This is a genomic window from Tissierella praeacuta DSM 18095 (assembly GCF_900128955.1).
Classification (GTDB): domain Bacteria; phylum Bacillota; class Clostridia; order Tissierellales; family Tissierellaceae; genus Tissierella; species Tissierella praeacuta.
Window position 1 is genome coordinate 97,268 of the sequence record NZ_FQTY01000002.1, and the last position, 13,758, is coordinate 111,025.

Here is a 13,758-nt window from a genome sequence, read left to right on the forward strand (position 1 = left end):
TATAAATTTATTATTGTATATTTCTATAATACTGTCAAAAGATTGACAATATTATTTGCTAGTAATATACTGTAAATGTTAAATTAAATTAAATAAGGGGGTTTTTTTAATGGCTATTGAGGTTTTTAAAAGTACAACTAAATTAACTAATGGTATGAAGGTAGAGTGTAAAGCTAGGAATCATACTATCCTTTTAGATGAACCAGAAGAACTAGGCGGAACAGATACTGGAATGAATCCAGTAGAAGCAGTACTATCTGCACTAGGAGCTTGTAAATGTATAGTAGCTAGATGTTTTGCAAAAGCCCATAAAATTGATCTAGAAGATTTTTATATTGAATTAGAAGGGGACTTAGATCCAGATGGATTTATGGGAAAAAATAAAGATGCTAAAATTGGTTTTTCTGAGATAAGATCTAATATATATATTAAATCAAACTCAGCAAAAGAAGATATTGAAAAATTTATTGAATTTATAGATAGAACTTGCCCAGTGGCAGACACTTTAGCAAACTCACCTAAATTAATAACAAATGTAAAAATAGAAAGTGATAAAGCTTTATCATTTTAGACAAAGAGGAGGATGTATAGGTGAAGACAACTATATTTACTGGTGGATTATTGATAAGAGGAAATGGAGAAGTAGTGGACAACTCCATGGTTGTTGTTGAAGGAACAAAGATTAAATATGCAGGACCTATTATGAATATTGATTCTGATGGAGAAAAGATAGATATAACTGGAAAAACTATTATGCCAGGTCTAATAGATACACATCTTCATTTTAGTGGAAACCTAAGTGATAATGATACGGAATGGGTTCTTGAACCAGTTATACAAAAGACTATAGTTGCTGTAGCTCAGGCTAAGGAAGCATTGGAACATGGATTAACAACTGTTGGAGAAATTTCCCGATCAGGTATTCATATTAGAAATATGATTGAGAAAGGCATTATTCCCGGACCTAGAGTTATAACAACTGGTCTTGGGTTTTGCAGAACTGCTGGACATGGAGATTCTCATGAATTGCCTTTAGAATATAACAATGATTCCCATCCTTGGGCTGAAAGAGTAGATGGACCTTGGGAACTTAGGAAAGCTATTAGAAAAAGACTTCGTGAAAACCCAGATGCAGTTAAGATTTGGTCTACAGGCGGAGGGATATGGAGATACGATGCTAAAGCAGCTACCCATTACTCCATGGAGGAAATACAAGCAGTAGTTGATGAATGTAATATGGTAGGCATCCCAGTATGGTCCCATGCAGAAGGCTATGAAGGTGCATTAAATTCATGTAAAGCTGGTGTGTCAGCTATTATCCATGGACAAGAGTTAAATGAAGAATGTCTAGAAATCATGAAGGAAAAGGATATTACCTTCTGTCCTACTTTACAGTTTTTCTATGAATGGTTCACTGTATATGAGCCACCTTATAGACCTATACATGATAAATATCCAGGTAATACAACTGCAGAGAAAGAATTAAATCGTATAATAGATAATCTGCAAAATGCCAATAAGAAGGGAATTCGTATAACAGTAGGGTCAGATTCATTTTGCAGTAGTTTAACTCCTTATGGAAAGTATGCCATAACTGAAATGTATGCTCTAAATAAAGCTGGTTTATCGGAGATGGAAGTAATATTAGCTGCAACGAAGAATGGTGCAGAGATGTTAAAAATAGATGATATTACTGGAACTCTAGATGAAGGTAAGTATGCTGATTTAATAGTTCTTCAAGATAATCCGCTTCAAGATATTCATAATATATCCGTTGAAAAGATGGAAGTAATTATGAAGGAAGGGGAATTTGTAAGGCGATTAATATAAAATAATATTTAATAAAAGTATCTCTCAATTTTTATAATTGGGGGATACTTTTTATTATATAAATACTATAAGTTTTATACTAGATACTATAAATATGTTAAAATATTAGAATAAGAAAAAAATTTTTTTCTAATAAAAGGAGAATGATTATGGATAAAAATAATGAAAAGGGTTGTTTAGAAAGAATTGTAAAGTTGTATAGTAATTTAAATAAGGCAGAAAAGAAAGCAGCAAAATATATATTAGAAAATCCTAGAGATATAGTACATTTTTCAATAACAGAACTTGCTGAATCTAGTGATGTAAGTGAAACGACTATTTTTAGATTATGTAATAGTTTAGGATATAAGGGATTTCAAGATTTGAAAATTAATTTAGCAGGTACAATTATTAAGCCTATAGAAAATATACATGAGGAAATAGAAGAAGGTGATGACTCGTATATTATTATGAAAAAAGTATTAAATGCCAATATCTTTAGCATGGAGAACACCATCAAGCTAAATAATCCAGAAAAACTAGAAGCCATAAGTAAACTTATATTAAATTCCTCACAATTATTATTTTTTGGGATGGGAGGATCAGCATCCTTAGCAGAAGATGCATACCATAAATTTATTAGAACAGGGATAAAATGTAATGTAAGCGGAGATTCTCATTGGCAGGCAATGTATATATCTATGGCAGAAAAAGATGACCTAGTATTTGCTTTTTCAAATTCTGGAAGTAATAAAGAATTGTTAGATACAATTAAGATAGCGAAAGAAAAGGGGCTGAAGGTAGTTTCTATAACAGGAAATACCAAATCTCCTATTGCACAAGAGTCAGATATTAGCTTGATCTGTTATGGAAAAGAATCTATGTTTAGATCTGAAGCTATGGAATCAAGATTAACTACATTAATGTTAATGGATTGTATTTATATTAAGGTGGCATTAGTAAAGAAAGAAGAAACTTTAGGAAATCTTATAAAGATAAGAGATGGGATAGCCTTTAAAAGATTATAGTAAAGTTTTCTGTCTTTAGAAAGAAATTTTCTTCATGGTTGAATAAATATAGTAATATGATATAATAAACAAAAAAGTTTCGTATTATTATACTATAGATTATAGGAGGAACAAAAATGTTTTCTGTTGGGATAGACATTGGTACCACAAGCACAAAGGCTATATTATTTGATGAAAATGGTAAAATGTATGGAAAATCATTAAAAGAATATCCAATTAATAGACCATCACCTGCCATGAGAGAACAGAACATACAAGAAATCTTTAATGCAGTAATAACTACACTCAGTGAAGTATCAAAGTTAGCTAAAGATTTAAAAGGAGAGGTTTCTTTTGTTTCCTTTTCTTGTATGATGCATAGCATTATTGCAGTAGATGAAAATTGTAATCCTCTTACAGAATGTATTATTTGGGCAGATAGTAGAAGCGTTGATTATGCAGAAGAATATAAGAATAATGGAAAAGGAATAGAGCTGTATAAAAGAACTGGTACTCCTTGTCATCCAATGTCACCTCTTTATAAGATTATGTGGATAAGAGACAATCAACCAGAAATATTTAATAGGACTTATAAGTTTATTTCAATAAAAGAATATATTTTATATAAATTTTTTAATGAATATATTGTGGATTACTCCATAGCATCAGCTACAGGTATGTTTAATATATATGATTTTAAATGGGATGAAGAGGCACTTAGACTTGCAGGAATTAAAGAAAGTCAATTATCTAAGGCATTTCCTACTACATATTACATTAAAGGAATGAATGAGAAATATCAAATATTAACAGGACTTAATAATAATACTGTAATAGTCTTAGGCGGTAGTGATGGCTGTTTAGCTAATCTTGGCTCAAATGGCATAGAAGTTGGTTCAGCAGTAGTCACTATAGGAACTAGTGGAGCAATTAGAGTAGTATCTGATAAACCTATGATAGATAGTGAGGGAAGAACTTTTTGCTATATATTAACTGAAGATAAGTATGTATCAGGAGGCCCAATAAATAATGGGGGAATGGTTTATCGTTGGTTTAGAGATAATTTTTCTCAAAAGGAGATAGAAGAGGCAGATAAATTAAATATAGATCCCTATGAATTAATTAATATTTTAGTAGAAAATACCAAGGTAGGTAGTGATGGGTTAATTTTTCTACCTTTTTTAACAGGAGAAAGAGCACCTTATTGGAATGCAAATTTAAGGGGGGCTTTTGTAGGAATATCTGATATTCACAAGAGAAGACATTTTGCTAGAGCTATAGTTGAAGGCATATCCTATGCTATAAATGATGTATTTCAAGTATTAAAGGAATTAACAGATAAAATTGATGTAATATATGTTAATGGCGGATTTACAAAATCAAAGTTATGGATTCAAATACTATGTGATATCTTAAATACTAATATTGTTGTATCCAATAATTATGAAAGCCCCTGTTTAGGAGCAGTAATGTTAGGTATGGTAGCAGTAAATAAGGTCAAAGATTTTTCTGAGTTAAGTTATATGCTGGAAGATGGAGATAGGTATACTACGACAGAAGCTAAAGAGTTATATGAAGAATTATTCAATATTTATCAAGAAATTATTTTTAGCTCGATGAATGTGTTAGAAAAACTGGCACATTTTCAAAAAAATAAAATATCTTAGGAGGGTAAAAGTATGCAAAGCCAACTGTATTTAGTATCACTTCTTATTATTTCGGTTGCGGTATTATTATTTCTTATTATGAAACTTAAACTCCATGCTTTTGTTTCTCTATTGATAGTTAGTATGCTAACAGCAATTGCTGCTGGAATGCCTATTCAATCTATTATGGGAACAATACAATCTGGTATGGGAGGAACTTTAGGTTTCATATCAGTAGTAGTAGGATTAGGTGCTATGTTTGGTCAAATGTTAGAAGTATCTGGAGGCGCAGAGAGATTAGCTAGAACTCTTATTAAATCTTTCGGAAAAGATAGGGCAGCTTGGGCATTAGGATTGGCTGGGTTTATTATATCAATACCAGTATTCTTCGATGTAGGATTTATTATTTTAGTTCCATTAGTTTACTCATTATCTAAAGAAACTAAAAAATCTTTACTTCATTATGGAATACCATTATTGGCAGGATTAGCAGTAACTCATGCATTTGTACCACCTACACCAGGGCCTGTTGCAGTTGCTCAATTAGTTGGAGCAGATTTAGGTAAGGTAATTTTGTTTGGTATTATTGCAGGTATCCCAGCTATGATTATAGCTGGTCCAGTATTTGGAAAGTTTATTGGTGAAAGAATATATGCAGATATACCAGAGTATATGTCCTTTGACGATAGTATTGTAACAAAGGATGATAAAGATTTACCGTCTTTTTCATTAATAATTACATTAATACTAATTCCAATAGTTTTAATATTATTAAATACTTCAGCAACTGTATTTTTGCCTGAAGGCAACTCATTGAGAAATATTGTAAGTTTTATTGGACATCCTTTTTCAGCCTTGACTATTGCAACTGTATTGGCATTTGTTACTCTTGGTAAACATAAGGGACTTAGTAGAGAAGAAGTAAGTAAAGTTGCTACTGCAGCTCTGGCGCCAACAGGACTAATTTTATTGGTTACAGGTGCTGGTGGTATATTTAAACAAGTTCTTACAGATAGTAATATAGGAAAGATGTTAGCAGAAGGATTGGCTAGTTCAAGTATGAATCCAATTATTTTAGCATTCTTAATTGCAACAGTAGTTAGGGTTGCAGCAGGCTCAGCAACAGTAGCTATGATGACTGCAGGCGGTATTATGGCTCCTCTTCTTCCAGCTTTTAATGTAGAGCCAGCATTAGTAGTAATTGCCATTGCCTCTGGTGCAACTGTACTTTCCCATGTAAATGATAGTGGATTTTGGTTAGTAAATAGATATTTTGGAATATCAGAAAAGGATACATTAAAGTCTTGGACTGTAATGGAAACATTAATTGGTATAGTGGGATTGATATCAGCTCTAATATTAAGTATATTTATTAAGTAAAAGTAAATAATCCTCCTGTACTTTTGTATGGGAGGATTATTTTACGGATGGATTATGTTATTGATTAACTAAAGAGAGGATGGTAATATGGAAGTTGGAATAATTGGACTTGGAAAAATGGGCTATAACTTGGCGTTAAATTTAAAGAAAAATGGACATAAGGTTGTAGCCTATGATGTATCTGAGGAAAATGTAAAAAATATTATTGAAAAAGAAATAGAGGGTGTTTTTTCTATTGAAGATTTAGTAAGCAAACTAAATAATAGAAAAATTATATGGTTAATGATACCAGCAGGAGAAATTGTTGATGAAGTAATTAAAGAACTTCTAAATTATTTATCAGATAGGGATATAATAATTGATGCTGGAAATTCAAATTATAAGGATTCTATTAGAAGATATAATTATTTGAAAGAAAAAAACATTGAGTTTCTAGATTGTGGAACCAGTGGTGGACCATCTGGAGCATTAAATGGAGCTTGTTTAATGATAGGTGGAGATGAAAATATATATAATTATTGTGAAGAAATGTTTGAAGATATATCTGTAAAAGGTGGATATCTATATGTAGGTAAAGCAGGTTCTGGACATTTTGTAAAAATGGTTCACAATGGAATTGAATATGGTATGATGCAATCAATAGCAGAAGGTTTTGAAGTGCTGCATAAATCTGAGTACGATATAGATTATGAAAAGGTAGCAAAGTTATGGAATAATGGCTCTGTAATTAGATCTTGGTTAATGGAACTAGTAGAAATAGCTTTTAATAAAGATAAAAATCTTGAGTCTATAAAAGGAATTATGCAATCTTCGGGAGAAGGGAAATGGACAGTAGAAACAGCACTAGATTTACAAGTGCCTACGCCAGTTATTGCAATGTCACTATTTATGAGATATAGATCACTAGAAGAAGATACTTTTGCAGGGAAAATAGTAGCTGCCCTTAGAAATGAATTTGGTGGACACGAAGTTAAAAAAAGATGATTATTTAAACTTAATTAAAAAATAGATATCCCCTTGACTATTATAGTAAGGGGATAAATTTATTGAAATTTATTTTATATATTCATTGCTAATTAGTATATCTGATATTGCTTCTGTTGGAATAATAAACTCAGGGTTTCCCATGTATCCAGGGGCTACTTCATATTTATCAAAGGAGATTACTAATTTTCCTTCACTTGTGATATAGAAACTTTGATCATTTGAAATCTTTTCAAAAGGATCTACAAGTTCTTTGTCTAGATTTTCAACCCAGTAAACCTTATTTTCATCGGATTTCATTTGTTCTTTCATTTGACTCTTAATATTTTCGCTTATAATATCAACATAGGTACTATCCTTAAATAAACTAGGTAATGTTATTAAAATTTGCTTTTCTTTATCTATAGTATCGTATTTAATTGTTGTTGAAGATGAAGCCGCTGTATTTACAACAAAACGTCCTATAGAAAGTATTTTATCTGTATCAGTTTTTATTTCATATCCATGATCTATCCCTAGATGTCCGCCACCATCTTTTTCCAAATCCTTCATATCCTTCATAAATGCATCATATAGTCCCTTGCCTTCGTTTAAATATTTTTCATTTAAACTATTTTCTAATTCCTTATTTTCTAAGCCTTGCACTTCTGGAACTTTAATATCGGCATTATAAGTATCTTCATCTATTTTATATTCTCTAAATGTCAATACCTTTACTATTCCACCTACAACGGGTACCTTTGATAAGGTACTTGCTAATACTGGACTAGAGTTTACCCCAGCTGTTAATAAAACAATTGATGCAGCTACAGATGCTGATGTTACTTTTATTTTTTTAATATTATTTTTTCTTTTCATGTTTTTCCTCCCATTTTTTATTGCTTTTCTAACTAAAAAATCTAACTCTTCTGGAATTTGAGTATTTATATGATCTTGTTTTAGTTGTTCCAGATTTCTATTATTCATTGTTGACCTCCTTATTTTTATCATCCATTGAGATACGTAATTTTTTTAGACCGTTATAAAGTCGAGTTTTTACAGTATTTATATTTTCATCTAAAATTTCTGCAATTTCTTCTAGCTTTAAATCCTCGAAAAATCTTAGCACTATTATACTTCGATAATTATCTGGTAAAGCTTCTAAGGCCTTTTCTAAGTCTATGTTTGGATAATTGTCAACTGCACCTATATCATTATTTAATAAAAACTCTTCATCAGTAACAACTTCTCTTTTTCTCTTGCGAAGTAAATCTAATGAAACATTTACTATAATTCTATAAAACCAAGTTTTTATATAATCAAAATTTTTAAGTGAATCAATAGATGAAAAAGCTTTATAAATAGATTCTTGAACAACGTCCAATGCATCATCAATATTTTTTACATAACTATAAGCTAGCCTATAAAAAAGTTCTTTGTTTTCAATAATATAATTTTCAAGTTGTTTTTCTAATTTGTTATTTGCCATTCGTACGAATTTCTCCCTTCAGCTGTTGTGGGGTCTTTTTTCATCTTACACTATATAGACGGATATGTAGTGTGGAAAGTTTTGGATTTGAAAAAATAATTGATAAATTTTTAAATTCCATAAAACTTCATCCATAAGATTGTCTTATAGATTAGGCTAAAAACAAAAAGGAAAAGGATATTACTAAAATTATATAATTTCTAGCAATATCCTTTCAAATTCTTCTTTAGGGTAAACTTCTATTTTTCTAGTTTTTACTTTTCTATCTATTAATTTATTTATATCATCTTCAACTTTCCATATAGTATTTTCATAAACAATTTTTCTAAACATTTCAATACCTTTATAATATTGTCCTATAGCCAATATATTCTCTTCTAAAATTGTTAAAGTGGATTTTGAAATTATCTCAATTCTTTTACCATTTATGAAAACATTAATATATTTTGCTCCTTTTCCTGCTATTTCTTTTAGATATTTGGAATAAATATTTCTTATTTCTATTTCTAGTTTATTTTTTGCATCCTCTGTTAAAATAAAACTTTGATTTATTACTAATAATCCTTCCGTTTCTTCTAAAATATCTGTAGCTATTTGAGTTAAGCTTTTTACTAAAATATCTATATCAATAGGTTTAATTAAATATTTTTCTATTTTCAAGTCTACAGTTTCTAAAATAGTTTTTGCATCAGATAAAGCAGATGTTATAATACAAGGTATACGATATCCTCTTTCCCTTAATTCTCTCATCATTTCAATGCCATTCATATCGGACATGATTAAATCAGTTACTATTATGTCAGGCATAAACTTAATGCATAATCTTATGCCAGCATTTCCATTCTCTGCCATGATTATTTTTCCAACCTTTTTCTTCAAAGAATTACAAACCCAATTTCTAGTAAGATTATCATCCTCCACATATAATATTTTAATATGTTGTAATACATCTTTATTCACAATTCACAGCTCCTTCTATTCTTTGCAACCTTTTTGAGATATTAATAAATTATTGATACTATAATATCATTATATATTTTTTAAAAACTTTTCCAATAGCATTAAAGTACTATAATAGAAACTATATTTACATTTGAGAATATACTAATATTTATAGATACAAGGTTATTATCAATTTAAGTTAATAAAAAATCCCTTGTTTTATTTTACCAAAGGGATTTTTTACTTACAATTAAAGTTTAACTTGTGATACTATTTCTTCTAAATTCCGGGATACTTCTCTATTTTTCTCCATTGTATCTTTTATATCAGATATGGCCTCCACTATATTCATATTTTTTTCAGCTATATTGGTAGTTGCAATTGTAGATTCTTCTACGGTGCTGGAGATTTCATTCATAGAATTAGATACTTGATTAATAGTGGCAGATAATTCTTCTGAAGTAGCAGATAATTCAGAGAGTATATTATTTAGTGTAGAACCATCCTCTCTATATTCTTTGACTGCTTTTACCATCATTTCATAATCATTTATAATATCTTTTTCTAAGAAATGTATTAACTCATTTGTATTATTTACCAACTGTTCTACAGCCTTAGTTATACTTTCAGTAACATTTTGTATTTTTTCCACTGTATCATGAGAATTTTCAGCTAACTTTCTTATTTCATCAGCTACTACGGCAAATCCCCTACCAGATGTACCAGCCCTAGCTGCTTCTATGGCTGCATTCAATGCAAGCAAACTGGTTTGTTCTGATATTTCTAATATGGCATTGGAAAGTATATTTATTTCATCTACTTTTTTAGAAGATTTAATAGCTTCTTCTATTTCCTTTTTTGTATTAAGGTATATACTCATAGTACTATCCTTTGCTTCTGTAAATTGACTACTTAAATTTCCAGCCTTACTGCTTATTTCATTGGAAGTAATAGCACCATCCTCCACTTTTTGGGCGAAATCTGATATAGCCTTGTCAATATCGTTGGTGGATTCTTTTATAGATAAAGCTGTAGCAGTGGTTTCTTCCATTCCTGCCGATAATTCTTCAGTAGTAGCTGAAGTATCCTCTGCTTGATTTACTAAGAAATTCAATCTTTCTAAAGTGTCTTTATATACTTGATGATTTGCATTAATAGATTCATTCATGTTTTTCATAAAATCTTTTAGCTTAATGATTATATTTTGATAGGAATTATACATTTGACCAATTTCATCTTTTCTGTTTAAATCCTTTTCATCTATTGTATCCAATAAATTAAGATTTCCTATATTTTCTGCGATTTTAACTGTTTTAACTATTGGTTTTGTAATAGAATTTGATATATATATTGATATAATCAAAGAAAGTACTAGAACAATAATGGTTGTTACAATGGTATAGAAAATTACATTATCAATAGTGCCTACGGCTTCTTTAACAGATATTGCTAATCCCACTTTCCAGTTGGATTCTAGAATATCTCCAAATAAGAAAAATCTGTTTACTCCGTCATAGTCTTTTAATTTCCTATCTCTTATTTTCAAACTATCTTCTTCTATTAATTTTAAAAGGCTTCCATCTAATAATTTATCAATATTTATGTAGTTTCCATCAATAGGTTTAAATTCATCATTAAGATGAGTTAAAAGATTTCCATTATGGTCTATTAGAAATGCATATGAATCTTGTCCTACATCTACATTAAGTATTAGATTTACTAAATAATCAATCTTTATATCTGTAGATATAACTCCTTCTTTTCCATCAATTGTTTTAAATGCCTTTGAAATTGTTACTACCATATCCTTTGTTTGTGCATCTATATAGGGTTCTGATATATAGAAATCCTTAGTCTTCATTGCACCTATATACCAGCCTCTTTGAGTTGGATCATAATCAGGTTTAAATTCACTAGAATCTAAATAATATTGGTCAGAAAAACACATATAATATTCATTTCCTGGATTTCTTTCTGTTGCTTTTTTCAAATAATTAGAGGCATAATTATATTCAAAATTATTTGTTACTAACATACCATCCATAACTTCAAATAAAGAATCTTTTTGTAAAGACATCCATTTATCTATGTCTTTTGCTATACTTGTAGTTATTAGCTGGGATTTATCATTGACCTCCTTTTCAAGTTTCAGTATAGATAAGTTAAAGTTAATTATTGAAATAGATAAAATACTAATAATACATAATAATGTAGTAAATAAGATTATTTTATTTCTTAATTTCATAAACAAAAACTCCTTTCCCTTAATAGGCAATATAGTTATAAGTTTATCAATTGTTATTCTAAGTATATATAGCCATAATCTTACCTTTTGAAACAATTTTCTAAATTTTCTATACACATTATAATTGCTTTTATCATTGAATTATTTGAACATAATTACTTTCATAATTGATAATATTCTTTTTCATATTTTTTTCTTTATCATATTCTACTTTTCTTATAAACCAATCTGGTAATTTAAACTCTATGTGTAGATAACCTTTAATAAAATCTAATCTTGCTCTTGAAGCATCCCACTTCTGAGGGTGTTCTTTTAAGAATAAAATAAAATCTTCTGCCTTAACTTGAAAAATCTTTTTTTCTCCAAATTTTCTACTCTTTATATATCCATCTTTTATCCATCCATAAATTAAACTTGGATCTTTATTTAATAAATATCCAATGTCTCCAGTGGTTAAGAACTCTCCATTGGCTATTCGGGAAGGACCTAATTGAAGCTGTATTGCCTTTTTTTTAATAGCATTATTACTTCTATTCAATTGTTTCGATATTTTTTCCATGGGTTCATGTCCCCATTTTTCAATTAAGTAATTTATCTCTTCTTCTTTCCATTTTTTCATAGTGTTTGTTAGGTTTAAGCGTTTTGCTTTTTTAAATATAGAATTGCGACTTCTTTTCAATTTATTTTCAATTTCTTCTATATTTTTGGTTCCATAGTTATCCTTTAAATACTGTATTTCATCGTCATTCCATTTTCTATAAATCATCTTATCCCTCTTTTCCTTATGAAAATTAATATTATAACTTAGTTCTAATAAGAATCTTTTTGTTGGAAAGGTAGTTTTATAGTAAATTTAGCACCTTGCCATTGGCTTTCACTGGCTGTTATTAAGCCATTGTACTTATTTGTAACAATATCATATGCTATGGTTAACCCTAATCCTGTTCCTGCCACTAATCCTTTTGTGGTAAAAAAGGGTTCAAATAATTTACATTTTACCTCTTCAGAAAATCCCATTCCACTATCTTCTACTTCACACACTAGGTACATATTTTCTTTATAAGTTTTAATCTTTAAATTATTGGAGATTGTTTGTCCAGTTTGGGAATGTAACTCTATCTTTTTTCTAATTTCGTAAATAGCATTTTTTATAATGTTTAAAAGGACTTGACTTATTTCTATTTTATTGCATAAAATAGAAGGTAAATCTTTAGAAAGTTCTAATTCTACTTCATCAAAAATCTTCATATCTAAGCTTAATATATTTAATACATAATATATAATTTCATTAAAGTTTTCTTCATTCAATCCTACTAATTTAGATAATTCCTTACTTTGCATTAGTTTAATTATTTCATTTTGTTTAAGTATTTGAGAGTTTAAACCCTCTATATGTTTTTCTTTATCATCTAAAGCCTTCACTATAGATTGAAATTGTTTTTCGTACTCTAATTTCGAAAAAATACTTGAAAACATTTCAGCTGTGATTTTTAATAAAAACTCACAATCCTTATCCCAGATTTTATTTTCAAATATATTATCTAAACCTAAATAACCAATTAAGTTATCATTATAGATTAGGGGCAATACAATAAGTGATTTGACATTTTGCTTGAATAGAGTTTCCTTTTCTGTCTCGGCTTCTTCTGGCATATGCTCTACATTACTGACAATAATACTTTTATTATCCTTTAGTTTTTTAAACCACCATGGAAAAAATTTAGTTTTCAAATCTTGCAAATTATCTTTTTCAGAACTAACACCTTTAGCACACCATTCATAAACATTATCCATATATTTAAAATCATCTCTAAATAAAAACACATATGCTCTGGAGGAGTCAGTATTCTCCCCTAATTCTTCTAAACATTTTTCTATTAAATAGTCTTCACCTAATTTAATATTTATTAATTTAGATGATATGCTGGAGAATACCTCCAAAAATATTTTAGCTTCTTTAATACATTTCTCGTAGCTAATATCTTCAAGATTATTGTTTTTCACCATATTCCTTTCCTCCCTTTATATTTATATAGTTAAAACAATTTTTATAAAAGTTTATTAATAAAATTTTAATATTTTAAATCATATTATCTATAATTTCCGTCAGGTTATAGATTTCAAGCACTGTTATTTCCTAAATTTATAATTTTAGAAAAATAAAAAAGCCCATAATAAAAGAAAGTATGATCTTTTATTATGGGCTTTTTAAATTACAAAGGTTTCCTTTGGTTTAAATAGTTGTTCCATAATTATATAATTTTAATTTTAAGATTT

The 13,758-nt window shown here is 29.0% G+C and carries 12 protein-coding genes; 6 read left to right on the forward strand and 6 right to left on the reverse strand.

Going from position 1 to position 13,758, the window contains the following annotated elements; genetic code table 11:
• The first annotated feature begins 109 nt into the window (after positions 1–109).
• The 6 genes from BUB33_RS03145 to gnd all read left to right on the forward strand — a co-directional run bounded on the left by BUB33_RS03145 (position 110) and on the right by gnd (position 6,826).
• Positions 110–571 (forward strand): OsmC family protein, encoded by a 462-nt coding sequence (locus tag BUB33_RS03145; protein ID WP_072973076.1) that lies wholly within the window; start codon positions 110–112, stop codon positions 569–571.
• 20 nt (positions 572–591) lie between these two features.
• The gene (locus tag BUB33_RS03150; RefSeq protein WP_072973079.1) at positions 592–1,830 is read left to right on the forward strand and encodes a metal-dependent hydrolase family protein; all 1,239 of its coding nucleotides are present in this window, start codon (positions 592–594) and stop codon (positions 1,828–1,830) included.
• A gap of 149 nt (positions 1,831–1,979) precedes the next feature.
• Positions 1,980–2,837 carry a MurR/RpiR family transcriptional regulator gene (locus tag BUB33_RS03155; RefSeq protein WP_072973081.1) on the forward strand — a complete coding sequence of 286 codons (858 nt, stop codon included), beginning with the start codon at positions 1,980–1,982 and terminating at the stop codon, positions 2,835–2,837.
• A 116-nt stretch (positions 2,838–2,953) separates the two neighbouring features.
• Positions 2,954–4,483 carry a gluconokinase gene (locus BUB33_RS03160; protein ID WP_072973083.1) on the forward strand — a complete coding sequence of 510 codons (1,530 nt, stop codon included), beginning with the start codon at positions 2,954–2,956 and terminating at the stop codon, positions 4,481–4,483.
• Positions 4,484–4,495: 12 nt separating this feature from the next.
• The gene (locus BUB33_RS03165) at positions 4,496–5,842 is read left to right on the forward strand and encodes a GntP family permease (protein ID WP_072973085.1); all 1,347 of its coding nucleotides are present in this window, start codon (positions 4,496–4,498) and stop codon (positions 5,840–5,842) included.
• An 87-nt stretch (positions 5,843–5,929) separates the two neighbouring features.
• Positions 5,930–6,826 carry a phosphogluconate dehydrogenase (NAD(+)-dependent, decarboxylating) gene (gene gnd / locus BUB33_RS03170; protein ID WP_072973087.1) on the forward strand — a complete coding sequence of 299 codons (897 nt, stop codon included), beginning with the start codon at positions 5,930–5,932 and terminating at the stop codon, positions 6,824–6,826.
• 69 nt (positions 6,827–6,895) lie between these two features.
• Here gnd and rsiV read toward each other — a convergent pair whose 3' ends face one another.
• From rsiV to BUB33_RS03200, 6 genes are all read right to left on the reverse strand, one after another.
• Positions 6,896–7,792 carry an anti-sigma-V factor RsiV gene (gene rsiV, locus BUB33_RS03175; RefSeq protein WP_072973089.1) on the reverse strand — a complete coding sequence of 299 codons (897 nt, stop codon included), beginning with the start codon at positions 7,790–7,792 and terminating at the stop codon, positions 6,896–6,898.
• On the reverse strand, positions 7,785–8,294 hold the full coding sequence (locus tag BUB33_RS03180; protein ID WP_072973090.1) for a sigma-70 family RNA polymerase sigma factor: 510 nt from the start codon (positions 8,292–8,294) through the stop codon (positions 7,785–7,787). Before BUB33_RS03180 ends, rsiV begins: the two co-directional genes overlap by 8 nt.
• Before the next feature lie 189 nt (positions 8,295–8,483).
• Positions 8,484–9,254 (reverse strand): Na-translocating system protein MpsC family protein, encoded by a 771-nt coding sequence (locus tag BUB33_RS03185; protein ID WP_200778106.1) that lies wholly within the window; start codon positions 9,252–9,254, stop codon positions 8,484–8,486.
• Positions 9,255–9,486: 232 nt separating this feature from the next.
• Positions 9,487–11,481, reverse strand: coding sequence for a methyl-accepting chemotaxis protein (locus BUB33_RS03190; protein ID WP_072973092.1), 1,995 nt, complete (start codon positions 11,479–11,481; stop codon positions 9,487–9,489).
• A gap of 133 nt (positions 11,482–11,614) precedes the next feature.
• Positions 11,615–12,247 carry a hypothetical protein gene (locus BUB33_RS03195; protein WP_072973093.1) on the reverse strand — a complete coding sequence of 211 codons (633 nt, stop codon included), beginning with the start codon at positions 12,245–12,247 and terminating at the stop codon, positions 11,615–11,617.
• Between the two features lie 44 nt (positions 12,248–12,291).
• Positions 12,292–13,488, reverse strand: a complete 1,197-nt coding sequence (locus tag BUB33_RS03200; protein ID WP_072973094.1) for a GAF domain-containing sensor histidine kinase — start codon at positions 13,486–13,488, stop codon at positions 12,292–12,294.
• Positions 13,489–13,758 lie beyond the last annotated feature (270 nt).